We start from the raw sequence: 25,879 nt of genomic DNA, 5'->3' as shown, positions 1-25,879 counted from the left end.
GGGACGTTGACCTGCCTCAAGCGCGTCGCGATTCGAAGTGACACGATTGCTGGAAGCACCGCATTTCTGCCGTCGCAATTCCAGAGGAGGCTTCGAGATGACGCACGCTGCGCAACTTTCCGCATCGAAGATCGACGAGCGGCATTTCGACCGATCCTCTCCTCTGGATCAGCAATTGCGCTTCGCGCTGCAATACGCGGTGCTTGCGCCGTCGAATCACAACACGCAGCCGTGGCGTTTCATCGTCGACGGCGACACCGTGCAAGTGTGCGCCGACCGCATGCGCGCGCTTCCCGTCGTCGATCCGTTCGATCGCGAGTTGCTCATCAGTTGCGGCGCGGCGCTGTTCAACTTGCGCGTCGCGTTGTGCCGGCTGGGGCTTGCGTATGCGATCACGCTGCTTCCTTCCGAATCGGATCCCGACGTCGTTGCGCTCGTGCGCGTGTCGCGCGATGGGCGTTGCGATGCGCAGCTTCCCGGTCTCTTCGACGCGCTGACGGCGCGCGTCACGACACGCGCGCCATTCGTCGACGAACCGGTGCCCGCAGAAGTACAGCAGAAGCTGATCGACGCATGCGACGCGGAAGGCGCGATTGCAAGTTGCGTGGACGATCGGGCGGAACGCGAGGCGATCGCGCAACTGATCGCCGAAGCGGACCATGACCAGTTCGCCGATCCACGCTTTCGGCGCGAGCTTGCAAGCTGGATTCACCCGCAGCGACGCGACGATGGCATGCCCGCCTACGGCGCGGCCGTGCGCGATCTGCTCGACTATGGGGTGCCACTCGTAACCTCCGTGGTGCGCGTATTCGACGTCGGCGCGGGCATGCCTGCGAGTCACCACCATCTCGTCGAAGGGTCGCCGCTGATCGTGGGCATCGCCACGTCGCGAGACGACAAGGAGGCGTGGCTCGCGACAGGACAGGCGCTCGAGCGGATGCTGCTGGTCGCGGCGGCGGAAGGGCTGACCGCGTCATATCTGAATCAGCCCGTCGAAGTGGACGCGCTGCGGGAACGGCTCAAAGTGCTGCTGCGCGTCGATGCGACACCGCAGCTCGTCCTGCGCATCGGACGCGGCCCGCGGATCGGTCATGCACCAAGACGGCCCCTGTCCGACGTGGTGTTTTGACACGCTCGTGACGGCTTGCCACCGTCGGGCTCTCACGGCATCCGTTGACCTGGCTCAAGGGCATCGATGCGTCGCGCGATAAATTGAAGCTGTCAGCCAACCAGGAGGCTTCAACGTGATGCGTGCGCGTTTATCCGTGTTGGTCGTCTGCGCGTGCAGCGTGTCGATGGCGGCATCGCAAACCGCGCTTGCACAGCGCAACGAACCGACAGAACTGGTCGATCAGCAGCATTGCATGTTCTGCCACACGTCGGATGCGCCGTTCCTTGCACCGTCGTTTCATCAGATCGCCGACCGCTATCGCGGCGTGCCCAACGCGACGGCCATGCTCGAACACAAGCTGCGGATGGGCGGTCGCGCGCACTGGGGCGACATGGCGATGCCGCTGCCCGCCGAGCGCGGCGGCCCGCTTTCCGCGCAAGACGCCCGTACGCTGATCGAATGGGTCATGTCCCAATGATGCGAGCGCTACAAGAGTTTTGAATCCCGCCCGTAAAGGAGCCATCGATGAGAATCACCATCCACCTCGATACATTCGAATGCCCCGATCCCGCCGTCTACGCGATTCTCTGGCTCGACCGTGAAACGCGCAAATGGTCGCGCGAGGGGCATGCCGTAATCGATGTTCCGCAATGGGGGACGCTGGTCTCGTCGAAGGGCAGCACGCGGGTCTATGACGCTGAGGGCCTGCATCCGTTCTGCGAGCTGTCGGGGCTCGATCTGGCGTCGGCGGAAGGTCCGTTCGAAGGCGAATCCGGCCACGCGCTCTGGTATCGGCGCGCGCATCATGCGCCCGTCGTCGGTCAATGGCATGTGCAATGCGTGGACGAAACGGATGCGGAACCCGAGAACGGCGTGTTCGCGAACGACGAGGTTTGAGCAAGCCGTTTCAGCATGGGCCGGATACGCATGACCGGCCGATGTGATTCGATCGCGACGCGCGTTCCATTCCAGTCACGGCACGCGCCTGTCTCGCCGCGCTGCTTCGATTTTTTATTTCGATGATTGAAGGTCCGCTCCATCCGTCCCGGACGCTTCGACATGAAAAGTCCGCGAACGCTTGAGTTCTATCCAGATCATTCCCTCGCGCAGGCCCGCGAGCATCGCTTCGCGTGCGGTGGAAAACGTCTCGTGATTCGCGAAGACGTGCGCGAACTTCCCGTCGGCGGTGCGATGGCACACGTGGATGTCGCTGCAAAATTTTCCGTCGGGTGCCGGCTTCGTTTCGACCCGCACCGACCAGCCGTCTTCATCGACTTTGCCCGTCAATGGCATGAGTGCTCCTCACAGGAAAGTGGGCCAACCGCCACGCTTCGTTCGGCCAGCGTGACGGCGGCCCAGTTCTCTCAGGTTTGACTGCGCGGCCTTCAGCCGATTTCGATGCGCTTGCGATCGGGCGATGCTTTCTTCGGCAGCGTCAGCGACAGCACGCCGTCCTTGTATTCGGCCGTCGCCTTGCTTTCGTCGACCGCGCTCGCCAGCGTGAACGAGCGGCTGAATGCGCCCGAATAGCGTTCGCGCCGGATCACCCGTTCACCGTCCTTTTGCTCCTTGCTGCGCTCGACTTTCGCGTTGATCGTGACAGTGTGGCCGTCGATCTGCACGTCGATATCATTTTTTTCGACGCCCGGCAGTTCCGCTTTCACCGAGTAGCCGGCCTCGGACTCGGTGACGTCGATCGTGATCGTAGACAGATCGGGGCCTTCTGCGATCGACAGTCCGCGAAACGGACGAAAGAGACCATGAAACAGATCGGGGATCGGGTCCGTGAACGGGTCGTAACGAGTCAGGTTACTCATGGCGTGTTCTCCAGAATGATCGATGCCGCGTGCGGCACGTGTGCAGACGTCGGCGCGTCATGTCCGCGACGGGAGTGTCGCCGACGGGTCAAACGGAATGCGCGTCACCGGACTGCTGAGACGACAGGGTGAGCGTTGCGTCCGTCATCTCAGCGTAGCCGGACACGCGATCGCACGGTTGATCCACGTCAACGAGGCCAATGCGCTGTTTCGAGGCGCTTTGAGGTCTCCGCACTCGAGGCGAAGTACGCGTCACCATCGCGCGGATGGTCGTTGGGCGCGCCTGATGGCGGCGCTCGACTGGCTGGCGGAAAACTTCACGAAACGCTATGGCGTCGTTGCGGCTGTTCGCCTGGAACGCCTGGAACCAGGCGAATCAGGCGAATCGGACGGACCGGTATTCAACGATTTCGCGTCGACGACGCTGTTCCGGATCGTGCAGGAAGCGCTGACCAACGTCGCGCGGCACGCGAGCGCGAGCCGGGTGCGCATCGACATGGCTTGCGCGGAAGAGACCTTCTTGCTCGAAATCGAGGACGACGGAATCGGCGCGGCGCTCGAAGGCGCGCTCGGCAAGAACTCGTTTGGCCTGCTGGGCATCCGCGAGCGCGTGCGGCAATTGCATGGCAGCGTCTCGTTCTTCAGCGCGCCGGGCAGTGGCTTCCGCATCTCGATACGAACGCCCATCGACGCGCTCGAATAGCCGAACTGCGCGGGTCAGAATCATCCGCTTCTCTTCATCCGCTCATCTTCATCCGTGCCCCGCATGCGCCCATTTGCGGCGCTTCGGCCGGGACCGCTTCGAGAAAGCCGCGGCCCATTTCGCGCTCGAAGCGCGACGGCGTGCCTTCCCAGACGATGCGCGCATGTTCGAGCACATACACGCGGTCCGCGTGAGGCAGCGCGAACGTGACGTTCTGTTCGCCGAGCAGCACCGTAATGGGCGTCGTCTTCTGGAGCTTTTCCATCGCACGCGACAACTGCTCCAGAATCACGGGCGCGAGGCCGAGCGTCGGCTCGTCGAGAATCAGCAGCTTCGGCTGCATCATCAGCGCACGCGCGATCGCAAGCATCTGCTGCTCGCCGCCCGACAGCGTGCGCGCCGTTTGTCCCTGGCGCGACTTGAGGATCGGGAACAGGTCGAAAAGCCATGCAAGCTGTTCCGCGCGTACCGCATCGGCGAGATGGTAGCCGCCCAGGTCGAGGTTCTCGCGCACGGTCATGTCGCTGAACAGCTCGCGCGTTTCCGGGCATTGCACGACGCCCGCCCGCGCGATCGCCGCGCCGGTCATTCCTTTGAGGTCCTGTGCGCCGAAACGGATCGTCCCCTGATAAGGCACGAGCCCCGAAATCGCGTTGAAGAGCGTGGTCTTGCCCGCGCCATTGAGCCCCACGACCGACACGAACTCGCCCTCGTGCACATGAAGGCTCACGCCGTCCAGCGCGCGCGCCTTGCCGTACAGCACGCCGACGTCATCGACCTGAAGCACCTGCGGCCTCGCGCTCATGTCGCCGGGCGGCCTCTCGCGCGTCTCGATCTTGCCGCCCAGATAGACGCGGCGCACGGTTTCGTTCTGCATGACTTCGTCGGCCGTGCCCTCGGCGACGTACTCGCCCAGGTACATCGCGAGCACGCGGTCGGCGAGCGCCGCGAGACTCTTCACGTTGTGATCGACGAGCAGCACCGCGCGCCCCTCGGCGCGAAAACCGCGAATCAGCTCGGAAAACGCCACCGATTCCGCCGCCGTCAGGCCGGCGAACGGCTCGTCGACGAGCACGACTTTCGGATCGCGCGCAATCGCCTTCGCCATCTCCATGCGGCGCAGATCGGCGAAAGGCAGCGTCGCCGGATGACGCTGCATCACGGCCCCGAGGCCGACGCGCTCGGCGATCTCACGCGCGCGCCGGTTGACGTGCGGATCGGCGGCGAGCTTCATCAGCGAATCGGGCAGCAGCGCGAGCTTGATGTGCTCCAGCACCGTCTGCCGATGCAGCGGCCGAGAGTGCTGGAACACGATGCCGACGCCCGCGCGCGCGATCCGGTGCGGCGCCCAGCCCGCCATCTCCACGCCGTCGACCTTCACCGATCCCGCATTGGGCCGCTCGATGCCCATGATCAGTTTCATCACGGTCGACTTGCCCGAGCCGTTCGGCCCGATCAGCCCGAGAATTTCGCCGGGCCGAATGTCGAAGCCGATGTCCTTCACAGCGACGAGCCCGCCAAAGCGCTTGGTGAGCCCGCGTACGGCCAGACGGGGTGAATCGCTCATTCTCGCTCCCTCACGCGCAGCACATTGCCGAGCAGCCCGTCCGGAAAGAACAGAATCACGGCGAGCGCGACGGCGGCGACCACGAAGGTGTTGATCTGGCCGAGCGGACGCAGGAATTCGCCCGCGACGATCAGAAAGATCGAGCCGAGCACCGCGCCGAGTATCGTGCGACGCCCGCCGAGCACGGCCGCGATGATGATCTGCACGCCGATGCCGATATCTACCACCGTGCTGACGGACGCGGTGCCCTGGTAGAACACGAGCATCGCGCCCGCGACGCCGGAGAACACCGCGCTGATGCAGAACGCCGCGAGCTTGTGCTTGGTCACGTTGAAGCCGAGCGCCTGCGCGCCGATCGTGTCCTGACCGCTCGCCTGCAAAATCAGGCCGATCGCGGAGCGCGACAGCCCGAATAGCATGATCGCGCAGACGATCAGGAAGGCGAGCGCGATCCAGTAGTTATGCGACGCGTCCACCGACATCACGTCGGGCACCATCATGCCGATCTCGCCGCCCGTCACGCCCGCGAAAATTACAATCGAGTTTTGCAGCAGGAGCACCGCGACCAGCGTGACGAGGCCGAAGTACGGTCCGCGCAAACGCAGCGCGGGCACCGCGAGCAGCAGCCCGCCGATCAGCGCGACGAGCCCGCCCGCAGCAACGCAAACTGCGATGGGCGCGCCCCACTTCGCGTCCAGGATCGCGGCCGTGTAGGCGCCCAGGCCGATCAGGAACGTCGGGCCGAAGTTCACTTCGCCTGCAAAGCCGAACAGCAGGTCCCACGACATCGCGAACACGCCGAAGTAGAACCCGACGGTGAGCACGCCGAGTATGTAGCCCGAGAGCCACCAGGGCAGCGTCGCCGCGATGGCGACGAGCACGATGGCCCACACTGCGCGCGAACGGAAAGGAGCGGTCATGATGGTCTGGATCTATGCGGTTAGCGCCGTCCGAGAAAGCCTTGCGGTCTGACGTACACGACGAGCACCAGAAGAATCAGCGCGGGCAGCGGCCGCAGCGTCGGCGCGACGAGATAGGCGGTGATCGTCTCCAGATAGCCGACGACATACGCGGCCATCAGCGAGCCCGACACGCTGCCGAGTCCGCCGAGCACGACGATCGAAAACGCGCTCGCCGTCAGTTGTCCCGTGTTGTTCGTGCTCACGCCGAGGAACGACGCGAGCAGCACGCCCGCGATGCCCGCCAGCACGCCGTAGATGGTCCATGCAAGCAGGTAGATGTGCGACAGTTCGAAGCCGAGCAGCGTCAGGCCGCGCGGATTCATCGACGCCGCGAGCAGCGCCTTGCCCATCCGCGTGCGGTTCACGAACAGCCAGAGCAGGCCGATCACGACCCAGCACACGACGGCGATCATGATCTCGTTGAACGGCGTGCGCACGCCCGCGATGTTCGCCACGCCGCCGATGAGCGGGCGCATCGTCACGGGGTTGTCGGTGAAGAGCCACGCCATGCCCTGCTGGATCATGATGCCCCACAGCAGCGTGCCCGTCAGCACGAAGATCTCTTTCTCCTCGCGCGGAATCGCGCCCGACCGCTGGATCGGCCGCACGACCATCAGATACGTGATGTACGCGGCGACCATGCCCGCCAGCACGCCGAGCAGCGTACCGAGATATGTGCCGAGGCCCGCTTCGCCCGCGAGCATCCAGCCCATCAGCGCGGCCACCAGCATCACGCCGCCATGCGCGAGATTGAGCACGCCGGACACGCCGAAGATCAGCGTGAAGCCGATTGCGCCCAACGCATACAGCGAACTGATTGCAAAGCCGTCGATAAGAATCTGCAGTGGCAGCATGCCCGGCCTTTGATTGTCGATGACTTTGATTGTCGATGAGGTACGGATGCACTATCTGTCGGGACGGATCGCGCTTGCGTCGTCGAACGCGTGAACCGTCGCTGCGGTGCGGGAGCACCGCAGCTTGCATGAGCGTCGCGCGGCTAGTTCGCGGACGCCTGCTGCACCTTGACGAAGGCCGGGAACTTGACCTTCCCGTTCGCCACCGACTTCGGCCAGATCGCGACCTGCTTGCCGTCCTGCCATTGCAGGTTGATGCCCGTGATATAGCCCGGCCCGTACTTCAGCGCATGAGTGAACTGGTCGTTCTTGCCGTAGAACTGCCAGCGGCCGATCGTGCCGACATAGTCCGTTTTCTCGAGCGCGTCGACCATCTTGTCGGGATCGGTCGAGCCCTTGTTGCGCTTGATCGCATCCGCGAGGATGTAGACGAGGTCATAGCTTGTGAAGCCGCAATACGCGGGCGACACGCCGAATTTCTTCTGATACGCATCGACGAACGGCACCGTCTTCGGCGTCATTGCGACGCCGGGCGCCGCCGCCGATGCCGTGATGACCCCTTCCGTCGCGCCGTTGGTGTCCTTCCAGAAACTCGTGGTCGTGGCCTGCGAGCTTTGTCCCGTCATCGGAATCGGCACCTGCTGGTCGTGCCATTGCACGGTGGGCTGCACGCCGACGTGGCTGATGCCCGTCGTGATCGTGTCGGGGTGCTTGCTCTCGATCTGGTTGAAGATCGGCGTGAAGTCGGAGGTGTCGGGATTGAAGCGGATGTGATCGAGCACCTGAAGCCCCGCCTTCGGCAGGCATTCGAGGTAGCGATCGTCGAGCGGTTTGGTCCACGCGGCGTCCTCGCTCATCACGACCGTCGTCTTCATCTTGAACTGGCCAACCAGTATGTCGTGCGAGAAATCGCAGATCGACTGCGCGATGAACGCCGACGTCATCCAGCCGTGGAACGTGTACTTGTAGTGGTCGTAGTCGTTGTGGACCTGCTTCGAGATGTCGTTGCTCGCCGCGCCCGGCGTGATGAACGGCATCTTCAGACGCGCGGACCAGGGCTCCATCGCGAGCGCGACCTCGCTGATGTAGCTGCCGATCACGGCCACCACCTTGTCCTGATTCGCGGCGCGCTGGAACGCGCGCACGCCGTCGGAGGCCGACGAGTGGTCGTCGTAGGCGATGATCTGGATGGGTCTGCCGTCGACGCCGCCGTGGGCGTTGATTTCGTCCGCCGCGAGTTGCGCGGACTTGCTGATCGAAGCGCCCGCCACCGCGGACTCCTCGCTGATGACCCCGATCTTGATCGGGTCCCCTGCTGCATACGCCGTGGCCGCGAGGCCAAGCCCTGCTACCACCGTACCCGTCGCGACGACGCGATACAGTTCCCGCCACATCTTGTTCTTGGACATGTTCTCTTCTCCAATGCTTTACGATCGGGGAGCGACATCTGCCAGACACATTGCAGCTATTGATTACGGCTATTAAGGGTGCGCGCACAACAGTACCATCGGCTTTCGACGCACTACATCGGTAGTTACGATTAGGGCGGCGCTGCCGTTGCGATGGTGCAAAGCGAAAAAAGCGCGGCGCGCATTCAGGTCGGCACTGTCAAGATTTCTGCCGGAACGCGAGAGCAGTTGCGCATGTCCGGTACAACGGGACAGATGACGCCGCTCATGCTGCACTGCTTCGCGATGCGCTCGCATGACGCGCGCAGCGGCCGTGTGACGGGCGGTCTACAATCGGACCGTGCGCGACGCGCAGGAATGTGCGGTCGTCAACATCGAGCCACTGTCCGACCGGGCGTGTCGCGTATTGGTCGTGCACCATTGGTCGTGCACGGGTCGCGCGCACTGCGCCCGGCAAAGGAGGGACGATGCCCTCGCAAGTGACTCCACGCGTGCGCATCCGACGCACCGCGATCACCGTTGCCGCCGTCATCGTCAGCCTGATCATCATCGGGCGCATCACGCGGATTCTGGTCGACTGGATGTGGTTTGCTTCGATCGGCTACGCCCGCGTGTTCTGGACGGTCCTCGACGCCAGAGTGCTTCTGTTCGCCGCCGTGTTCGTCGCCTCGGCGGCAGCGATCGCGTTGTCCGGGTTGCTCGCGCATCGTAATGCAAGGCGCTTCGAACCCTCGTCGGCCACGCTGGAAATCATCGACGAGCACACCGGCCGCGTGATGCCGCGCATTGGCTGGCGCTGGGCCATCGCCGGCGCCGCCGCGCTGCTCGGGCTGCTGCTTGCAGCCTTCGAAGCGTCGAACTGGGACCTCGTGCTTCGTTACCTTCATCAGGTGCCGTTTGGCGAACGCGACCCCATCTTCGGCAATGACATCGGCTTCTATGTGTTCTCGCTGCCCGTCTATGTGGCGTTCAAGAACTGGCTGCTGCGCGTGCTGTTTTGCAGCGCCATCGTTGCAGGCGTGATCTATGGCGTGCGCGGCGACATCGCAGTCGAACAGCCGCCGCGCGGCCTCTCGCGAGCCGCCGCCATGCATGGCTCGGCGCTGCTCGCGCTGTTCTTCGCGGTAAAGGCCGGGTCTTATTGGCTCGACCGGTTTCTGCTGCTCTATGACGACAACGGCGTCGTCGTCGGCGCGGGCTATACCGACATCCACGTCGGCTTGCCCGTGCTGTGGCTGCTCATGGGCCTTGCCGCCGCCGCATCCATCGCTTCGTGGGCCAACATGCGCCGGCGCAGCTATTGCATCGCCATCGCATCGGCGCTGCTGGTGTTCGGCGGCTCGTTCGTGTTCGCCGCGATCTATCCGGCGCTTTATCAACGGTTCTATGTGAAGCCGAGCGAACTCAGGCTCGAGACGCCCTATATCAAACACAATATCGCGCTGACCCGGCAGGCCTACGCGCTCACACGCATCACGGCCAGGCCTTTTGCCGCGGAACAGGGATTGAATCTCAACGAGCTACAGGCCAATCGCGCAACCATCGACAACATCCGTCTGTGGGATGTGCAGCCGTTGATGGATACCTATGCGCAGTTGCAGGAGATCAGGACGTACTACCGTTTTCTTTCCGTCGACATCGACCGCTACGCGCTCGACGCCGGCTACAGACAGGTGATGCTCTCCGCGCGCGAACTCGATACGTCGATGCTTCCGGCCAATGCGCAAACCTGGGTGAACCTGCACCTGCTGTTCACGCATGGCAACGGCGTCGTGATGTCGCCCGTCACCGAGAAATCGACTGAAGGCTTGCCGTCGCTCTATCTGCAGGACATTCCGCCCGTTGCCAACGGCGGCCCGACGGTTCGCGAACCGCGCCTCTATTTCGGTCAAGGCGATCAGGACTATGTGATCGTGCAAGGCAGCGTGCCGGAATTCGATTTCCCTCACGGGAAGGACAACGTGTACGCGGCGTATGGCGGGCGCGACGGAGTCGGCATCGGCAGCAGCGCGCGACGCTTCCTCTTTGCGTGGCAGTTCGCCGATCCCAACATTCTGCTGACCAGCTACATCACGGAAAGAAGCCGGATTCTTTTCCATCGCAACATTCTGGACCGGGTGCGCACGATCGCGCCGTTCCTGCGTTTCGATCACGATCCCTATATCGTCGTGAGCGGCGGCCGGCTCTTCTGGATACTGGATGCGTACACGGTCAGCCACTGGTATCCGTACTCGCAGCCAGCCACTGGCGACGGCACCAACTACATCCGCAACGCGGTCAAGGTCGTCGTCGACGCGTATAACGGCACGGTCGATTTCTATGTCAGCGATCCCGCCGATCCCATCTTGCGAACCTGGCAGCGCATCTTTCCCGCACTTTTCAAGCCACTCGATGCAATGCCGCAAGACCTGCGGCAACATATCCGCTACCCGGAAGATCTGTTTCTGATTCAGGCGCAGCTTTACCGCACCTACCATATGGAAGCGCCGGAAGTCTTCTACAACCGCGAGGATCTGTGGCAATTCCCGCGCGAACCGGGCGGCATCGATGCGGGCAACGCCCAGGGCGCGCGGATGGCGCCGTACTACATGATCATGCGGCTGCCCGGCGAGGCACGCGCCGAGTTCGTCCTGCTGCTGCCGATGGTGCCCAGTCAGCGCGAAAACATGATCGCGTGGCTCGCGGCGCGTTGCGATCCGCCCGAATACGGCAAGCTCATCGTCTACACGTTCCCAAAGGACAAGCTCGTGTATGGGCCATTCCAGATCGAGGCGCGCATCCAGCAGAACACCGAAATCTCGCAGCAGATTTCACTGTGGAACCAGATGGGCTCGCGCGTCATTCGCGGGCACCTCGTCGTCGTGCCGATCGAGAATTCGATACTCTATGTGTCGCCGCTTTATCTGCGCGCAGCGTCGGGGCAGTTGCCCGAACTGAAGCGGGTCATCGCCGCATACGGGGACCGTGTCGTGATGCAAGAGACCCTCGCGAAAGCACTCGCGGCGCTCTTCGAGCAAACCGCGCCAACGGCAGCGCAGCCTCCCGGCACAGCGGACGAACGCGCCCGCGAAGCGCTCGCGCACTATAACCGCGCGCTCGAACGGCTCAAAGCAGGAGACTGGAGCGGCTTCGGCGCGGAACTCGACGCGCTCAGGCCGCTTCTCGAATCGCTCGGCGCCGGGCGGCCGGAGCATCGCTGACGTTGCGTGTGCTTTCGGATGCGCCCCGCTCCCGACAAAGAATGACGCGTGCGTGAAATGCAAAGCGCCGCTAGCGCGGCGCCCTGTTTTGCTTCAGGTACGGCAAGCGGCATCAGAACCGATGCACCATTCCCACGCCCACGCCGACCATGCTGCGCGATGACGAAGGCGTCGAGTTGAAGCCGTCGCCGAGCGTCGCCGTCGCGTTGATGATGTTGCCTGCGCCGTTGTTGCCGAGCGTCTGGCCGTTCGCGCGCTGATAGGCCTGCAACGCATACAGTCCCGTGCGCTTCGACAGCGAGTAGTACTCGGACAGGTTGAACTGCTGGTACTGTGCGGTGCTCGTGATGCCGTTGGCCTTCGTCGCGCGTGTGTAGCTGTAACCCGTCGCGAAATCCCATGCGGCCGTCGGCTTCCAGTGCAGCACAACGCCGCCCGTGTTCCAGATCGCCTCGCTGTGGAACGCCGAGCCGGCGCCAGGAATGTACTGCACGTTCGTGTACGTCGCCGTGATGTCGAACTGGCTGTTGAACGTGTAGCCCGCGCCGACTGCGAAGCGCTGCTGCGCCTGCGCCGTGCGATAGCCGTTGGTCACAGCCGAAACACCCGTCTGCGCGCCCGCATTCGACGTCGTCGAATCGGCGCCGAATGCGCCGCCGCCGACCGTCGAGTTGTTGATCCGCGAGAAGCCGACTGCAACGCCGACAGGCCCCTGCGAATACTGGATTGCCGTGCTCCACGTCGAGCCCTGGTTCACGCTGCCCGGCACGCCGGCCAACGAGTACGAGCCGCTGAACTTGAAGCCATACAGTTGCGGCGACATATACAGCAGCGTGTTGTTCGCGCGATAGATCGTGTCGAGGCCATCCACGTCGCCGGGGTGCGCGCCGTAGAAGCCGGTGAGCCACGTCGTCGGGCTATACGGCGCCAGCAGCTGGTAGTACGACGCATACTGGCGGCCCGCCGTCAGCGTGCCATACGTGGCATTCGTCACGCCGACGAAGGCCTGGCGGCTGAACATCAGGTTGGTCGTCGACATCGCGCCGCTGTTCGCGCTGAAGCCCTCTTCCAGCGTGAAGATCGCCTTCGTACCGCCGCCCAGGTCTTCCGCGCCCTTCAGACCGAAGCGGCTGCCCGCCCACACGCCCGTGATCATCTTGAACGCCGAGTGACCGCCCGACGTCGAGCCGAGCGTCGTCGAACTCGACTGATAGCCGATGCCGTTATCGACGATGCCGTACAGCGTCACGCTGCTTTGCGCGAACGCGGGTGCAGCCGCCGCCGTAGCAACGGAAGCGACTGCCGCCAGACCTGCGAGGCGCCGTTGACGGTTCTTTTTCATTGCGTTTTTCTCCTGATGCCTCATCGAGGCTGTTATTGATTCGTTGTTCTGCGCCTGCCAGTCGATCAGGCTTTCAAACCGATGTAATTTCGCGCCACTGTGTTGCGCGTCTCAGCTCGCCGGCGTCGAGGTTTTCGTCACGGTGCGGCCCGTTGCTTCGTCGGAATCGTCCGGCTCAGGAATCGCTTCGATGCGCCCCATCACAAACACGAACGACACGATGCCGACGGCCAGGATGACGCCCGCCACGAGGAACGCGTTGGTGAAGGAGTTCGTCGCGCCGACGATGAAGCCGGTTACGATCGGCGCGGCGACGCCCATCAGGTTATTGGCGAAGTTCATGATGCCGCCGACGGTGCCGACGCCGCCCTTCGGTGCAATCAGCGACGGAAGCGACCAGCCGACGGGCGCAGCCGCCGCGAGACCGCCGAGAGCAATCGAGATCCACAAAATCGCCCATCCGGGATTCGTCGTCTGCGTCGCGCCGAAGACGGCGAGGCCGAACAGCATCCCCGTCACCAGCACCGCCTTGCGCACGCGCGTCTCGTCCTTGCCGCGCGCGATCAGATGGTCGATCAGCCAGCCGCCGACGACCAGATCCGTCACCGTCGCCACGGCCCACGGAATCGCCGCGAAGCCAGCCGACTTGAGAATGCTCATGTGCATCGTCTGGACGAGATAGCCCGGCAGCCACGTCAGGAACAGATAGAACGAGTAGCCGTAGGCAGCAAAACCGATCGTCAGGCCCCAGACCTTGGTCTTGGTCAGCAGGTAGCCGAGCATGCCGAACACGCTTGCGCCCGACGTGCCTTCGGGCGTCGCGCCACCCTTCTGGATGTAGTCGAGCTCGGCGGGAGAGAGCTTGCTGTCCTTGCTCGGATCGCGATAGATGACGAGGAACGCGACGAAATACGCGAGGCTCAACAGCGCCGTGACGCCGAATCCCCACCGCCAGCCCGCGTTCACGACGACGACGGCGACCAGCGGCACGCCGATCACATTCGAGAACTTGGCCGCGGCATCGAAGATGGCTGTCGCCAGCGCGCGTTCCTTGCGTGGAAACCAGTAGCCGGTCGCCTTCGAACTGACGGGAAAGCCGGGCGCTTCCGCGACGCCGAGCACCGCGCGCGCCGCGAACACGCCGCCGAATCCGCTCGCGAAAACGGTGATGGCCGACGCCACGCCCCACAGGAACGCGCCCCAACGGCCGACGCGCGTCACGCCGTAGCGGTCGAGAAAAAGCCCCGCCGGAACTTGCAGCAATGCATACGGCCAGAAGAACGCGCTGAACAGCAGGCCCATATCGGCCGGCGACAGATTGAACGCCTCTTTCATCTGCGGCGCCGCCACCGACAGGTTGATCCGGTCGAAGTAATTGATGAGCACGCCGATGCCCAGCAACAGGCCGATGACCCAGCGCCGGTTGGGAACGCGTTGCCCTGATGCGATTGCCATCATGGTCTCCTTGAAAAGTTATCGTTTTGGCCTTTTGGGACGGCCCGCAGAGCAGAAAATAGAGACAGCGCTATCTCACGCGGCCCGCATAATGGCAGGCTGCAGTCGCGAACTGCCGCACCACGCGACGGCCTCGGTGACGAGACTGGGAAGCGAACGCGTGCCGTCGAGCGTCAGCGTCAATGGCTCGGCAACGGGACGCTCGAGCGTGGCGAACTGGCTTTCGACGAGCGACGCGGGCATGAAGTGGCTGTCGCGCTGCGCCACGCGCCGCAAGGCTTCGCGCTGCGGCAGATCGAGAAACACGAAGCCCAGCGAAGACGTCGCGTTGCGCAGCCGGTTGCGATAGCGCTCCTTCAGCGCCGAGCACGCGAGCACGGCACGCTCCCCACGGCTCGCGACGCGTTCGAGTTCTTCCGCGAGGCGGTCGAGCCAGCCCGCGCGATCGTCGTCGGTGAGCGGAATGCCGCGCTTCATCTTGTCGACGTTCGCTTGCGGATGGAACGCATCGCCTTCGATCAGCACCCCGCCGAGGCTGGCCGCAAGCGCCTGCGCGACGCTGCTTTTGCCGCACCCGGCGACACCCATGACAACGAGCGATGAAACGTGTCCGATCATATGCGACTCCTTTCAGCTTTCGAGATAGCGCTATCTCGTACAGACAAAAATGATGTCCTGCGACCGTTGCGCTTGCGTTGCCCGGCGGCTCGTCGCCACCGGTTGAACGCTGTTGCGCGGGATGCAAGACAGCGCTATCCTAAATCGATCATGGCGACATCGACACTCAGGAAAACCCGAAGCACGGGCCGGCCGACCCTCGAAGCGGTCGCCCGGCTTGCTGGCGTCAGCACGATTACGGCATCGCGCGTGCTGCGCGGCCTGGGTTCGGTCGGACCCGATTATGTGGAACGGGTCAAAGCCGCCGCGTCCGAACTGAACTACGTCACCAACCCCGCCGCCCGCGCGCTCGCGTCGTCGCGCAGCGATGCCGTCGCCGTCGTGATTCCGTCGCTGTCGAACGCAGTGTTCGTCGACGTGCTCGAGTCGATCCATACGGTGTTGCGTCCGCGCGGCTACGAAATCCTGATCGGCAATTCGCACTACTCGCGCAACGCCGAAGAAGACCTGATCCGCCATTACCTCGCGTCGCCGCCAAGCGGCCTGATCGTGACCGGCTTCGACAGAACCGAGAGCGCACGCCGTCTGATCGACGCGAGCGGCGTGCCTTGCGTACACATCATGGAACTCGAAGAGGCGGAGGGCGTGCATTGCGTCGGCTTCTCGCAGGCGCGCGCCGGTGAAGCCGTCGCGGAGCATCTGATTGCGCGCGGCTGCCGTCATAACGCGTTTGCCGCCGCGCAGCTCGACTCGCGGATGATGCAGCGCGGAGAGGGCTTTCGCGAGACGCTGCAGCGCAAGGGCCTGTACGATCCCGACCTCGAAGTGCTGACGCCGTCGCCGTCGTCGATCGGGCTCGGATGCGACCTGTTCCGCCAGTTGCTGCAACGGCGGCCGGACGTCGACGGCATCTTCTTCGGCAACGACGACCTTGCGCAAGGCGCGCTGTTCGAAGCGCGACGCCAGGGTATCCAGATTCCGGACCGTGTGGCGATAGTCGGCTTCAACGATCTTGCGGGCGCCGCCGATTGCGTGCCGCGCCTGACCACGGTGCGCACGCCGCGAGTGGAAGTGGGACGCATCGCGTCCAACCTGCTGCTGTCGATGATCGGCAACGAGCCGGTCGCCTCGCCCGTCGTCGATCTCGGCTTCGAACTGGTCGTGCGCGAAAGCGCGTGATGCCAATCGCCGTCGCGAACGCCCAAGCGTCGCCTAGCCCCCGCCCAGCAAGCCGAACACGGCCACGCTGTTCGGCGTGCCCACATACACCTTGCCGTTCGCGATCATCGGCGTGATGAACTTGTTGCCCGCGCCGAACTGATCGCGCGCGCTCGCGGCCTGATTGCTGTTGTACAACTCGACGGCGAGATTCGTCGCGTCGTACGCATGCAGCACCGCGATGTCGCCGTTTTCGAGCGCCCACACGATTCCGCCCGCGTTGCCGTTCGCGGAAATGCTCGGCGTCGCGCCGGGCGTGCCGAAGCTCGTCGGCGTGCGGCTGGTCGGCGTCGTCGTCAGCCCTGCGCCGCTCACGCCGAACGCCTTGATGCTGTCGCCGATCGAACCGAAGTAAACCGTATTGTTGAAATACGCTGGCATGCCGAACTCAGGGCCCGTCAGTTGTCCGCTGATCTGCTGAAAAAGATTGTTGGCGCTCGGGTTGAACTTGCCCATCGAATCGCGATTGACCACATAGATAATTGCGTCCTTGCCCGCCCCGAGCGCGAAGTGACGGACAACGCCGCTTGCGTCCGTCAGATCCGGCAGCACGAGCGCGCCGCCTGAACCCAGGTCCTCGTCGGCTTGCGATTCCGTCGCGGTGTTCGACATGACGAAATAGTCCGTGACCTTTGGGCCATTGGCCACACCCAGCTTGATAAATGCGTTGCCGAAGTCGGCGTTCACCGGGAACCCGTTCGCGTCGAGCGTCGTATCGAACGTGCCGTTGGCGTCGAGGAAATAGATCGACTGTCCGTCCGACGCCATGCCCGCGCCGCTCATCCAGATCGCGCCGCCTGTGCCGTTCGGCGTGAGGTTCAGCACGCCCGTCTGTTGCAGCGTATCCGCGCTATAGGAGATCACCCAGCCGTTATACGGCGCGATATCGCAGTGGGACGTCCAGCCCGTGTAGACATTGCCGTTCAGCAGCAGCAACGACTGACGTTCCGCGTACTGCTTCGGATCGAATGTGAGCGTACCGCCCGAACTGTTCGGCCCGCTGCCGGGGACCGATGCGCCGATCGTCGTCGGGCCGCCGAACAGTTCCGCGCCCGTCGTGAGGTCGAGCGCGTGAATGCGCTGATGATAGTTGCCCGACGCATCCTTCGACATCGCCACCAGATAGATCGCGCCGTGCGGCCCGCGCGCGCGATCGATCACGGGCGTCGACGTAATGCCGATGATCGGCGAGATCTGAAAGCAATTGAGGGAATCGCTCGGCGTTTCGCCATTGCCGAGCGCGGAGACTTTCCATAGCTGGGCGCCCGTATCGGCGTCGAACGCATAGACGCTGTCGTTCTCCGTCGCGACATACAGCACGTTGTGCGTGCCGCCCGCAATCGATACGTTGGACAGATAGAGCGGCTCGGCGTCGACCTTGCCATCGACGGGATAGTTGTTGATCTTGCCGAAGGAGGACGAATTCACGTTCGCGGGCGTGAGCTTCGTTTCGTGCAATTGCTGGCCGGTGCGCGCGATGTCGTTGTGATAGGTGACGACGTCCACCGTCGGAGCCGCAGTCGCCGGCGGATTTCCCGCGCTACCTGATCCCGATCCTGATCCTGGCGCCGATCCGGATCCCGATCCCGATCCTGAACCTGGGCTCGATCCCGAACCTCCGCCGGTGCTGGCACTGTTGCTATCTCCACCGCTACCACCGCTGCAACCGACATACAGTACGGCGATCAGCACCGCGCAAATCAGGCTATTGCGACCGTGAGCTTTCATGTGTCCACCCCACAATCAAGCAAGCCCCGCTGACTATGCGGGGCTGTCGACGATTATCCGCCCGCGCGACGGCAATCGCCATATAAGGCCACTAAGGGAGGCCGGCCGCATCATTCGACATATCGTCGATCCGGCGTGGCCCAGGTCTGCGTTCTGTACGAACGTGTTCGCAACGCATCCGCCGACGTTGCTGAGCAATGCGCGTGCCCGAACCGTCATGCACGCCTATCGCTGTTTTGATTCGCGGCTATAGCGGTGAAAGAAGCCGATGAGCGATGGCATTGCGCAGCGGGCAAAATCATCGCGCGAGCAAAAACCCACGGACATGCTCGCACGATCGAAACGAAGCCCGATCGCACAACGGTGATTATGCAGACGCGCCCTGGTCCGCGCGCGACAGCGCCAACGCAAGTCTCGCTCCCACTTCCGCGTTGTGCTTCACGAGCGCGATGTTCGTCGCGAGGCTGCGTCCGCCCGTCAGCGCCTTGATGCGCGCGAGCAGAAAAGGCGTCACCGCCTTGCCGCTGACGCCTTGCGCGGCGGCATCCGCGAGCGCCTGGCGTGTGATCGCGTCGATCTCCGCGGACGGCATCGCCGCCGCTTCCGGCACGGGCGTGCTCAACACGACACCGCCCGCCAGGCCCAAGTCCCACTTCGTGCGGATGAAGCGTGCCTGCTCGCGCGCATCGTCGAGCCTGTAGTCCGCGCGAAAGCCGCTGTCGCGCGTGTAGAACGCCGCGAAATTGTCCTGCTCGCAACTGAGCACGGGCACGCCGTGCGTCTCCAGATATTCGAGCGTGAGTCCGATGTCGAGTATCGATTTCGCACCGGCGCACACGACCGCCACCGAAGTCTTCGCCAGTTCTTGCAGATCGGCGGAAATGTCGAAGGTCTCGGATGCGGCGCGATGCACGCCGCCGATGCCGCCCGTCACGAATACCTCGATGCCCGCAAGCGCCGCGCAGATCATCGTGCCCGCTACCGTCGTCGCGCCCGTTTCGCCGCTCGCGAGCACGGCAGGCAGATCGCGGCGGCTGACCTTGTGCACGCCCTCCGAGTGGCCGAGCCGTTCCAGTTCGTCGTCTGAAAGGCCGATGCGGATTCGTCCGCCCAGGACGGCGATCGTCGCGGGCTCGGCGCCCAGCTCGCGAATCAGGGCCTCCACTTCGCGCGCCGTGCGCACGTTCTCGGGGTATGGCATGCCATGCGCGATGATCGTCGATTCGAGCGCTACGAGCGGGCGGCGCGCAGCCCGCGCGGCGTCGACACGCGCGCTGAAAGTCAGCCAGGAGTGTGCAAGGTCAGCAGCCATGTGGACGTTTCCGCACTGTGGAGCGTCGCTCAAGTATGCCGCACGAAGCCGCCCGTTGGTTCGCCATGCAGTCGCGGGACGCCTATCATCAAGGATGCCATCCGGCGACGGTCTGTTGCGCGCCTTTGAAAGCGCCTGCGCCATACGCCGCTCGCGATGGAAAAGCACAGACGTTCACGCACTGATCGTATCGCAGGGCCGTCTCGGGCCTGGAGGTTCCATGCCACCGCTACGCGCAATCAATCTGCTGCAATCGAAGGAAGGCTCGCGTCTACACGGCCCTGACCTCGACCGATGGCGCCGTTGGGGACCGTATCTGAGCGAGCGTCAATGGGGCACGGTCCGCGAGGACTACAGCGAATACGGCACCGCGTGGGACTACTTTCCGCACGATCATGCGCGCAGCCGCATGTACCGCTGGGGCGAGGACGGCATCGCGGGATTCGGCAACGATCCGCTCGACTGGTGCATCTCGCTTGCGATGTGGAACGGACACGATCCCATCATCAAGGAACGCCTGTTCGGATTGACGAACGCGCAGGGCAATCACGGCGAGGACGTGAAGGAGCTTTACTTCTATCTCGACGGCACACCGACGCATTCGTACATGAAGATGCTGTACAAGTACCCTCACGACGCGTACCCGTATCAGGATCTGATCGACGAAAACGCGCGGCGCGGCGCCGACCAGCCCGAATATGAAATCCTCGATACCGGCGTGTTCGACGACAACCGCTACTTCGACGTGTTCGTCGAATACGCGAAGCACACGCCCGACGATATCGTGATGCGCGTGACCGTGGAGAATCGCGCAGCGCGGCGCGCGGCGCTTCATGTGCTGCCGCAGTTCTGGGCGCGCAACCGATGGGTGTGGTCCAGCAAATCCGGCAAGCCGTCGCTCGTGCTACAGCCCGATGCGGACGAAGGCGCGCGCGTCGTCGCGCACAACCCGTCGACGGGCACGATGATCGTCACGGCTTCGGCGCAGCAGCCCATCGAATGGCTCTTCTGCGAAAACGAAACGAATGTGCGCCGCATCTTCGGCATCGATGGCGCAGGACCGTTCAAGGACGGCTTCAACGACTATCTCGTCGCGGGCGACGAACAGGCGATCCGCCGCGACAAGGGCACGCGCGCAGCAGCGCACGTGTGTCTGCAGCTCGAGCCTCACGAGCGTTCGGTGCTGTATCTGCGCTGGCGTCCCGAAGCCGCGCGCGACACCGTGCCGCTCGACATGGGCGCCCTCTTCGCGCGCCGGCAAGCGGAGGCCGACGAGTTCTACGCGGCGCTTCAGCACGACATCGACGACGCCGATGCGCGGCTTGTGCAGCGTCAGGCGCTGGCGGGCATGTTGTGGACCAAGCAGTACTATCAGTTCGACGTGACGCGCTGGCACGACGGCGACCCCGGTCAGCCAACGCCGCCGAAACCGCGCAGGAACGGCCGCAATGCGGACTGGCGGCACATGTGCAACGGCGACATCGTGTCGATGCCCGACAAGTGGGAGTATCCGTGGTACGCATCGTGGGATCTCGCGTTTCATGCCGCCGCGTTCGCGATGATCGACCCAGACTTTGCGAAGAAGCAGTTACTGCTGCTCGTGAAGGAGCGCTACATGCATCCGAACGGGCAGTTGCCCGCATACGAGTGGGCGTTCGGCGATGCGAATCCGCCCGTCCACGCGTGGGCGACGTGGCGCGTGTATGAACTCGATCGCGAGTTGACGGGCGTCGGCGATCACGCGTTTCTCGAAGTGATGTTCCACAAGCTATTGCTGAATTTCTCGTGGTGGGTCAACCGAAAGGACGCCGACGACCGCAACATCTTTCAGGGCGGTTTTCTGGGGCTCGACAACATCGGTATCTTCGACCGCTCTTCGCCGCTGCCGACGGGCGGCCGCATCGATCAGGCCGACGGCACGGCATGGATGGCCTCGTATGCGCTCGATCTGATGCAGATCGGGCTCGAACTCGCGATGGCGAACGATGCATACGTCGAGATCGCGGTGAAGTTCTTCGAGCACTTTCTGTATATCGCGGAAGCCGTCAGTTGCAACGAAGGATGCAACACGGGCCTATGGGACAACGAGGACGAGTTCTTCTATGACGTGCTGCACCTTCCCGACGGAACGCGCGTGCCGATGCGCATCCGTTCGATCGTCGGGCTGATTCCGCTCTTCGCCGTTCACGTGCTCGAAGAGCGCGTGCATGGTCATTTGCCCGGACTGCGCGAACGGCTCGCATGGTTTCTCGATCACCGGCCGAATCTCGCGAAGCTCGTATCGCGCTGGACAGAACCCGGCAAGGGCAACACGACGCTGCTGTCGTTGTTGCGCGGACATCGAATGAAAGCGCTGCTGCGCCGCGCGCTCGACGAAGCCGAGTTTCTTTCCGATCACGGCGTGCGGGCGCTGTCGCGCTTTCATCTCGACGAGCCGTACGTCTTCGATCGCGACGGCGTGAGCGTCTGCATCCAGTACCAGCCGGGCGAATCGGACTCGCGCGTATTCGGCGGCAATTCGAACTGGCGCGGCCCGGTGTGGATGCCCGTCAACTATCTGCTGATCGAATCGCTGTACGAGTTTCATCGCTACTACGGCGATGAGTTTCGAATCGAATATCCGACGGGCTCGGGCCGCAACTTTTCTCTGAGCGAGATCGCCGACGATCTCGCGCGCCGCATCGCGACGCTGTTTCTGAAAGACGCACAAGGCGCGCGGCCCGTGATGGCGGCGTATCCGATGCTGCAAGCCGATCCGCAATCGCGCGATCTCATCCTGTTCCATGAGTACTTTCACGGCGACAACGGACGCGGCGTCGGCGCTTCGCACCAAACGGGATGGAGCGGGCTCGTCGCGCTGCTGCTGCAACCGCGCCTGATGAAACTCTCGCACGTGGCGCCCGATGAAGAACCTGTTGCTGCGACCGTCGTCGACGATATAGCGGCGGTGATCGCGCGTTAGCCTTTCGACTGCGCGCCTCTACTGCCGCAAGCGGCTTCGCGCAGAATGCACGAAGATGTACTGGACCTCATCATTCAAGGAGTGACCGATGGCTACCGAATCTCCCGCAGGCGCACTCGGTGTTGCCGCGCCCGCGTTCTCGCTGCCCGCAACGGACGGCAAGACATACACGCTCGACGACGTGCGCGGCCCGAAGGGACTCGTCGTGATCTTCATGTGCAACCATTGTCCGTACGTGAAGGCCGTCTTGCCGCGCATCGTAAGCGAAGCGCGCGAACTGGCGGCACTGGGTATCGGCATCGTGGGTATCAACTCGAACGACGGCGCCGCGTATCCGGAAGATTCGTTCGAGCGCATGGGCGAACTCGCGTCCCAGTTGCAGTTGCCTTTCCCATATCTGTACGACGAGACGCAGCAAGTCGCGCGGGCCTATGACGCCGTCTGCACGCCGGAGTTCTTTGGCTTCGATGCCAATCTGATGTTGCGCTATCGCGGCAGGCTCGACGCTTCGCGCAAGGAGCCCGTTGCGGGCGCGCGCCGCGAACTGTTCGAAGCGATGCAGCAGATCGCGCAGACAGGCGCAGGCCCGGACACGCAGAATCCCGCGTTCGGCTGCTCGATCAAGTGGAAGATCGAGTAGCGCGATTTCATCGGCGTCGCGCATCGAATGGGTGATCGCTCGCACAGTCAGCGGCTCTTCGAGAGCATGCAGGGCAAAAAGCGCTTATCCATTCCCGCCGTGATGACTTCATTGCCGAGGCGTGCTCCCGTCTGTATCGTGAAAGCATGAATGGCCGACGACACGCATGAGGAGCACGCATGACATCGCAAGCAGACGCCTCCGCCGACGCACCGTTGAGCACCGATGTACTGATCGTCGGCGCGGGACCTGTGGGCCTCTTCGCTGCATTCGAGGCAGGCGTGATCGGCCTCTCGTGCCGCATCGTGGATACGATCGAACGTATAGGCGGACAGTGCATCGAACTGTATCCCGACAAGCCGATCTACGACATCCCGGCGATACCCATCTGCACCGCGCGCGATCTCGTCGATCGGCTTGTCGAGCAATGCCGTCCGTTCGATCCGCCGATGCATCTCGGCCAGTGTATCGAATCAGTCGAGCGCCTCGACAACGGACGCTGGCGCGCACGCACGGACAAGGGACTGACGTTCGACGCGGCCGCTATTCTGATCGCAGCCGGCAATGGCTCATTCGTGCCGCAACGATTGACGCTCGATGAAGCGGTACCGCTCGAAAATCGTCACGTGCACTACAGCGTTCGCAAGCAAAGCGATTTCGCCGGCAAGAACGTGGTGGTTGCAGGCGGAGGCGACTCGGCGCTCGACTGGGCGCTGGCGCTGCGTTCCGTCGCGAAGCGCGTGACGCTCGTGCACCGTCGCAACGGCTTCAGCGCGACGGATTCGAGCGTGACCAAAATGCGCCAGTCGGTCGAGGCGGGCGAAATGGATTTCATCGTCGGATCGATTGCGGCGTTGCATGCGCCCGGCGGCACGCTCGAATCGATCGAGATTCGCCAGGTCGGCAGTTCGATGCAACTCGATGCGGACCAGTTGCTCGTGCTGTATGGGCTCGTCGCCGATCTCGGCCCGATCGCGAAGTGGGGCATCGACATACAGGCGGGGCGCATCGTCGTCGATACGTCGAACTACGAAAGCTCCTGCCCCGGCATCTTCGCTGCGGGCGATATCGCGGGCTATCCGAACAAACAGAAGCTGATCCTCTCCGGATTCCACGAGGCATCGCTCGCGCTTCGCAAGGCGTACAACTACGCGTTCCCTGACAAAAAGCGCGTGCATGTTCATTCGAGCTACGACGCCAAGCTCGCCGAACGCGTGCAGGCGAGCCACGTGTAGAGGCTTACAGGCGGCCAGGTAGGTCACGCCTGCCGATAATAAAGATTCTGCGGATGCCGCGCTTCCGCGAAGAAGAACCATCGCTCGGCCACGAGCCCCGCGTACTGGATCACCGACGCCACGCAGAGCAGCACGAACGAAAGCCCGATCGAGCGCACGCTTCCACCCGACGCGATCAGACAGAACGGCACGACGAACGCAGCGATCAAAAACGTCCACTTGATGCGCTTCAACGTCTGCGGTGTCTTCCCATGGAAGAACTCGCGCAGATTGAATGCGCCCGCCGTGAAGCCGCGCGATTTCTGCTCGACGCGCGCGCCGCGAATGCCCGTTGCGCTTTGCACCGTCGATTTCGGTCTGAGCCGCGCATTGCGCATCAACGATGCGACGCGCGACGCGCATCCCGCAACCGTCAACCCGCACGCGCCCACGGCGAGCGGCCCGATCAGCGCAGGAGCAAACCACGCGGCACACGCGGTTGCAAGCGTAAAGCCCGATGCGCAGCCCAGCAGCGCGAAATTGACGAGCGTCAGTGGCGTCGCCCATTCCTGCAGGAAGCGCAGGCACGCATAGATCATCCCCGTGCAGACGAACAGCAGCCCGCTAGCCACCACCGCGATTACGCCGACATAAAGCGTATAAGGCGATGCGAACGCATGCGCGACACCATAAGCAAATGTACACGCGAGAAACGCGGGCAAGCAAAGGCATTCTCTCGACAGCCATGACGTGCGCCACATCGCGATCGCGCGCCACGCACGCTCGGGATGGCCCAGATGGAAAAACGACGCGAGCAGCCCCAGCGCGCCGAGCACGCACGAAAGCGCGGCGCCGACGACATAGAACAGCTGCGGCACGGCAGCCGCATCGCCGAAACCGAAACCGAGCCGCGACGCCGCCTCGACGCCGACGAGCGCGATCAGCAACCCTTGGCCCGCGCCGCTCAGCGTCGTGAGGAACACCACTGAAAATGCCGGATTCATCCCGTTCTCCCGTTTTCGATCCGTTCACTCACACGCGCGTCGCAATCGACGCGAGATGAAGCTCGCCGCGTTCCACCTGCGTTTCGACAGACGCCGCTTCATCGCCGTCGGATGTCTTGCACGAACACGCGCCGCTGCCGCACGACGTCACTGTCTGGCGCGGCAGATAGTGATTCGCCGGCCGCGTGCCCCATTCGGGCATCAACTGATAGCCGCCGCGCTCGCGAATCGCCTTCGATACGACGGACTCCGGATCGTGAATGTCGCCGAACAGCCGCGCCGAGGTCGGGCACGCGAGCACGCACGCGGGCTTGCGGTCGCGTTCGGGCAGTGCTTCGTTATAGATGCGGTCTGCGCAGAGCGTGCACTTCGTCATCTCCTTGCGCTCTTCGTCGATTTCGCGCGCGCCGTAAGGGCACGCCCACGCGCAGTACTTGCAGCCGATGCAGCGGTCGTAATCGACCAGCACGAGCCCGTCTTCCTTGCGCTTGTAGCTCGCCCCCGTCGGACAGACGGGTACGCACGGCGGATCCTCGCAGTGCAGGCACGACTTCGGGAAATGAATGGTGTCGGCGAGCGGAAACTCGCCGGCTTCGAACGTCTGCACGCGGTTGAAGAACGTGCCCGACGGATCGGCGTCGTAAGGGCGATGATCGGACAGACTGCCCGCCTCGCCCGACGTGTTCCACTCCTTGCAGCTCGTCACGCATGCGTGGCAGCCCACGCAGACGTTCAGATCGATTACGAGCGCCATCTGTGTCAT

Annotated in this window: 22 protein-coding genes; 10 read left to right on the top strand and 12 right to left on the bottom strand. The window is 63.6% G+C overall.

The window, feature by feature from the left end:
* The first annotated feature begins 97 nt into the window (after positions 1 to 97).
* From AABE10_RS15260 to AABE10_RS15245, 4 genes are all read left to right on the top strand, one after another.
* Entirely contained in the window at positions 98 to 1,129 is a 1,032-nt protein-coding gene (locus AABE10_RS15260; RefSeq protein ID WP_342934111.1) for an Acg family FMN-binding oxidoreductase, read from the top strand.
* Between the two features lie 166 nt (positions 1,130 to 1,295).
* Positions 1,296 to 1,589: a c-type cytochrome gene (locus tag AABE10_RS15255; RefSeq protein ID WP_342934110.1), complete on the top strand. Its 294-nt coding sequence runs from the start codon at positions 1,296 to 1,298 to the stop codon at positions 1,587 to 1,589.
* 47 nt (positions 1,590 to 1,636) lie between these two features.
* Positions 1,637 to 2,008 carry a DUF3564 domain-containing protein gene (locus AABE10_RS15250; protein WP_342934109.1) on the top strand — a complete coding sequence of 124 codons (372 nt, stop codon included), beginning with the start codon at positions 1,637 to 1,639 and terminating at the stop codon, positions 2,006 to 2,008.
* 162 nt (positions 2,009 to 2,170) lie between these two features.
* Positions 2,171 to 2,485, top strand: a complete 315-nt coding sequence (locus tag AABE10_RS15245) for a hypothetical protein (RefSeq protein ID WP_342934108.1) — start codon at positions 2,171 to 2,173, stop codon at positions 2,483 to 2,485.
* A gap of 11 nt (positions 2,486 to 2,496) precedes the next feature.
* On the opposite strand, the gene AABE10_RS15240 is transcribed toward AABE10_RS15245, so the two are convergent.
* Positions 2,497 to 2,928, bottom strand: a complete 432-nt coding sequence (locus tag AABE10_RS15240; RefSeq protein WP_342934107.1) for an Hsp20/alpha crystallin family protein — start codon at positions 2,926 to 2,928, stop codon at positions 2,497 to 2,499.
* Between the two features lie 286 nt (positions 2,929 to 3,214).
* Between AABE10_RS15240 and AABE10_RS15235 the strand changes: the two genes are divergently transcribed.
* Entirely contained in the window at positions 3,215 to 3,631 is a 417-nt protein-coding gene (locus AABE10_RS15235; protein ID WP_342934106.1) for a sensor histidine kinase, read from the top strand.
* 34 nt (positions 3,632 to 3,665) lie between these two features.
* Here AABE10_RS15235 and AABE10_RS15230 read toward each other — a convergent pair whose 3' ends face one another.
* The 4 genes from AABE10_RS15230 to AABE10_RS15215 all read right to left on the bottom strand — a co-directional run bounded on the left by AABE10_RS15230 (position 3,666) and on the right by AABE10_RS15215 (position 8,423).
* Positions 3,666 to 5,198 (bottom strand): ATP-binding cassette domain-containing protein, encoded by a 1,533-nt coding sequence (locus tag AABE10_RS15230; RefSeq protein WP_342934105.1) that lies wholly within the window; start codon positions 5,196 to 5,198, stop codon positions 3,666 to 3,668.
* Positions 5,195 to 6,118, bottom strand: coding sequence for a branched-chain amino acid ABC transporter permease (locus tag AABE10_RS15225; RefSeq protein ID WP_090874049.1), 924 nt, complete (start codon positions 6,116 to 6,118; stop codon positions 5,195 to 5,197). The genes AABE10_RS15230 and AABE10_RS15225 overlap by 4 nt, the downstream gene beginning before the upstream one ends.
* Positions 6,119 to 6,138: 20 nt before the next feature.
* Complete coding sequence (locus AABE10_RS15220) at positions 6,139 to 7,014, bottom strand: branched-chain amino acid ABC transporter permease (protein ID WP_342934104.1); 876 nt, start codon at positions 7,012 to 7,014, stop codon at positions 6,139 to 6,141.
* Between the two features lie 143 nt (positions 7,015 to 7,157).
* Complete coding sequence (locus AABE10_RS15215) at positions 7,158 to 8,423, bottom strand: ABC transporter substrate-binding protein (RefSeq protein ID WP_342934103.1); 1,266 nt, start codon at positions 8,421 to 8,423, stop codon at positions 7,158 to 7,160.
* 467 nt (positions 8,424 to 8,890) lie between these two features.
* Here AABE10_RS15215 and AABE10_RS15210 point away from each other — a divergent pair, with 467 nt between their 5' ends.
* Positions 8,891 to 11,623 carry a UPF0182 family protein gene (locus tag AABE10_RS15210; protein ID WP_342934102.1) on the top strand — a complete coding sequence of 911 codons (2,733 nt, stop codon included), beginning with the start codon at positions 8,891 to 8,893 and terminating at the stop codon, positions 11,621 to 11,623.
* Between the two features lie 112 nt (positions 11,624 to 11,735).
* Here AABE10_RS15210 and AABE10_RS15205 read toward each other — a convergent pair whose 3' ends face one another.
* The 3 genes from AABE10_RS15205 to AABE10_RS15195 all read right to left on the bottom strand — a co-directional run bounded on the left by AABE10_RS15205 (position 11,736) and on the right by AABE10_RS15195 (position 15,038).
* Positions 11,736 to 12,965: a porin gene (locus AABE10_RS15205; protein ID WP_342934101.1), complete on the bottom strand. Its 1,230-nt coding sequence runs from the start codon at positions 12,963 to 12,965 to the stop codon at positions 11,736 to 11,738.
* 111 nt (positions 12,966 to 13,076) lie between these two features.
* Positions 13,077 to 14,420: an MFS transporter gene (locus AABE10_RS15200; RefSeq protein WP_342934100.1), complete on the bottom strand. Its 1,344-nt coding sequence runs from the start codon at positions 14,418 to 14,420 to the stop codon at positions 13,077 to 13,079.
* A gap of 75 nt (positions 14,421 to 14,495) precedes the next feature.
* Positions 14,496 to 15,038, bottom strand: coding sequence for a gluconokinase (locus AABE10_RS15195; RefSeq protein WP_342934099.1), 543 nt, complete (start codon positions 15,036 to 15,038; stop codon positions 14,496 to 14,498).
* A 150-nt stretch (positions 15,039 to 15,188) separates the two neighbouring features.
* On the opposite strand from AABE10_RS15195, the gene AABE10_RS15190 reads away from it, so the two are divergent.
* Complete coding sequence (locus AABE10_RS15190; RefSeq protein ID WP_342934098.1) at positions 15,189 to 16,217, top strand: LacI family DNA-binding transcriptional regulator; 1,029 nt, start codon at positions 15,189 to 15,191, stop codon at positions 16,215 to 16,217.
* Positions 16,218 to 16,250: 33 nt separating this feature from the next.
* Here AABE10_RS15190 and AABE10_RS15185 read toward each other — a convergent pair whose 3' ends face one another.
* Both AABE10_RS15185 and AABE10_RS15180 read right to left on the bottom strand, forming a co-directional pair.
* A complete protein-coding gene (locus tag AABE10_RS15185) occupies positions 16,251 to 17,984 on the bottom strand; it encodes a pyrrolo-quinoline quinone (RefSeq protein WP_342934097.1) in 1,734 nt (577 codons plus the stop codon).
* A 367-nt stretch (positions 17,985 to 18,351) separates the two neighbouring features.
* Positions 18,352 to 19,296 carry a pseudouridine-5'-phosphate glycosidase gene (locus tag AABE10_RS15180; RefSeq protein WP_342934096.1) on the bottom strand — a complete coding sequence of 315 codons (945 nt, stop codon included), beginning with the start codon at positions 19,294 to 19,296 and terminating at the stop codon, positions 18,352 to 18,354.
* A gap of 220 nt (positions 19,297 to 19,516) precedes the next feature.
* On the opposite strand from AABE10_RS15180, the gene AABE10_RS15175 reads away from it, so the two are divergent.
* From AABE10_RS15175 to AABE10_RS15165, 3 genes are all read left to right on the top strand, one after another.
* Positions 19,517 to 22,258: an MGH1-like glycoside hydrolase domain-containing protein gene (locus AABE10_RS15175; protein WP_342934095.1), complete on the top strand. Its 2,742-nt coding sequence runs from the start codon at positions 19,517 to 19,519 to the stop codon at positions 22,256 to 22,258.
* 88 nt (positions 22,259 to 22,346) lie between these two features.
* Positions 22,347 to 22,898 (top strand): thioredoxin family protein, encoded by a 552-nt coding sequence (locus AABE10_RS15170; protein WP_342934094.1) that lies wholly within the window; start codon positions 22,347 to 22,349, stop codon positions 22,896 to 22,898.
* Between the two features lie 179 nt (positions 22,899 to 23,077).
* Positions 23,078 to 24,133, top strand: a complete 1,056-nt coding sequence (locus AABE10_RS15165) for an NAD(P)/FAD-dependent oxidoreductase (protein ID WP_342934093.1) — start codon at positions 23,078 to 23,080, stop codon at positions 24,131 to 24,133.
* A gap of 23 nt (positions 24,134 to 24,156) precedes the next feature.
* On the opposite strand, the gene AABE10_RS15160 is transcribed toward AABE10_RS15165, so the two are convergent.
* Both AABE10_RS15160 and AABE10_RS15155 read right to left on the bottom strand, forming a co-directional pair.
* Complete coding sequence (locus AABE10_RS15160; RefSeq protein ID WP_342934092.1) at positions 24,157 to 25,116, bottom strand: dimethyl sulfoxide reductase anchor subunit family protein; 960 nt, start codon at positions 25,114 to 25,116, stop codon at positions 24,157 to 24,159.
* Between the two features lie 28 nt (positions 25,117 to 25,144).
* Complete coding sequence (locus AABE10_RS15155; protein ID WP_342934091.1) at positions 25,145 to 25,879, bottom strand: 4Fe-4S dicluster domain-containing protein; 735 nt, start codon at positions 25,877 to 25,879, stop codon at positions 25,145 to 25,147.

It is taken from the genome of Paraburkholderia diazotrophica (assembly GCF_038900755.1).
Taxonomy (GTDB): domain Bacteria; phylum Pseudomonadota; class Gammaproteobacteria; order Burkholderiales; family Burkholderiaceae; genus Paraburkholderia; species Paraburkholderia diazotrophica_A.
This window is presented reverse-complemented; position numbering and strand designations above follow the sequence as displayed.

Excerpts from the sequence above, each read along its gene's own strand:
- AABE10_RS15160 (WP_342934092.1), bottom strand. The coding sequence starts at position 25,116 with ATGAATCCGGCATTTTCAGTGGTGTTCCTCACGACGCTGAGCGGCGCG.
- AABE10_RS15255 (WP_342934110.1), top strand. The coding sequence starts at position 1,296 with ATGGCGGCATCGCAAACCGCGCTTGCACAGCGCAACGAACCGACAGAA.
- AABE10_RS15240 (WP_342934107.1), bottom strand. The coding sequence starts at position 2,928 with ATGAGTAACCTGACTCGTTACGACCCGTTCACGGACCCGATCCCCGAT.
- AABE10_RS15210 (WP_342934102.1), top strand. The coding sequence starts at position 8,891 with ATGCCCTCGCAAGTGACTCCACGCGTGCGCATCCGACGCACCGCGATC.
- AABE10_RS15250 (WP_342934109.1), top strand. The coding sequence starts at position 1,637 with ATGAGAATCACCATCCACCTCGATACATTCGAATGCCCCGATCCCGCC.
- AABE10_RS15260 (WP_342934111.1), top strand. The coding sequence starts at position 98 with ATGACGCACGCTGCGCAACTTTCCGCATCGAAGATCGACGAGCGGCAT.
- AABE10_RS15200 (WP_342934100.1), bottom strand. The coding sequence starts at position 14,420 with ATGGCAATCGCATCAGGGCAACGCGTTCCCAACCGGCGCTGGGTCATC.
- AABE10_RS15230 (WP_342934105.1), bottom strand. The coding sequence starts at position 5,198 with ATGAGCGATTCACCCCGTCTGGCCGTACGCGGGCTCACCAAGCGCTTT.
- AABE10_RS15220 (WP_342934104.1), bottom strand. The coding sequence starts at position 7,014 with ATGCTGCCACTGCAGATTCTTATCGACGGCTTTGCAATCAGTTCGCTG.
- AABE10_RS15185 (WP_342934097.1), bottom strand. The coding sequence starts at position 17,984 with ATGAAAGCTCACGGTCGCAATAGCCTGATTTGCGCGGTGCTGATCGCC.
- AABE10_RS15165 (WP_342934093.1), top strand. The coding sequence starts at position 23,078 with ATGACATCGCAAGCAGACGCCTCCGCCGACGCACCGTTGAGCACCGAT.
- AABE10_RS15195 (WP_342934099.1), bottom strand. The coding sequence starts at position 15,038 with ATGATCGGACACGTTTCATCGCTCGTTGTCATGGGTGTCGCCGGGTGC.
- AABE10_RS15155 (WP_342934091.1), bottom strand. The coding sequence starts at position 25,879 with ATGACACAGATGGCGCTCGTAATCGATCTGAACGTCTGCGTGGGCTGC.
- AABE10_RS15205 (WP_342934101.1), bottom strand. The coding sequence starts at position 12,965 with ATGAAAAAGAACCGTCAACGGCGCCTCGCAGGTCTGGCGGCAGTCGCT.
- AABE10_RS15170 (WP_342934094.1), top strand. The coding sequence starts at position 22,347 with ATGGCTACCGAATCTCCCGCAGGCGCACTCGGTGTTGCCGCGCCCGCG.
- AABE10_RS15235 (WP_342934106.1), top strand. The coding sequence starts at position 3,215 with ATGGCGGCGCTCGACTGGCTGGCGGAAAACTTCACGAAACGCTATGGC.
- AABE10_RS15175 (WP_342934095.1), top strand. The coding sequence starts at position 19,517 with ATGCCACCGCTACGCGCAATCAATCTGCTGCAATCGAAGGAAGGCTCG.
- AABE10_RS15180 (WP_342934096.1), bottom strand. The coding sequence starts at position 19,296 with ATGGCTGCTGACCTTGCACACTCCTGGCTGACTTTCAGCGCGCGTGTC.
- AABE10_RS15225 (WP_090874049.1), bottom strand. The coding sequence starts at position 6,118 with ATGACCGCTCCTTTCCGTTCGCGCGCAGTGTGGGCCATCGTGCTCGTC.
- AABE10_RS15245 (WP_342934108.1), top strand. The coding sequence starts at position 2,171 with ATGAAAAGTCCGCGAACGCTTGAGTTCTATCCAGATCATTCCCTCGCG.
- AABE10_RS15215 (WP_342934103.1), bottom strand. The coding sequence starts at position 8,423 with ATGTCCAAGAACAAGATGTGGCGGGAACTGTATCGCGTCGTCGCGACG.
- AABE10_RS15190 (WP_342934098.1), top strand. The coding sequence starts at position 15,189 with ATGGCGACATCGACACTCAGGAAAACCCGAAGCACGGGCCGGCCGACC.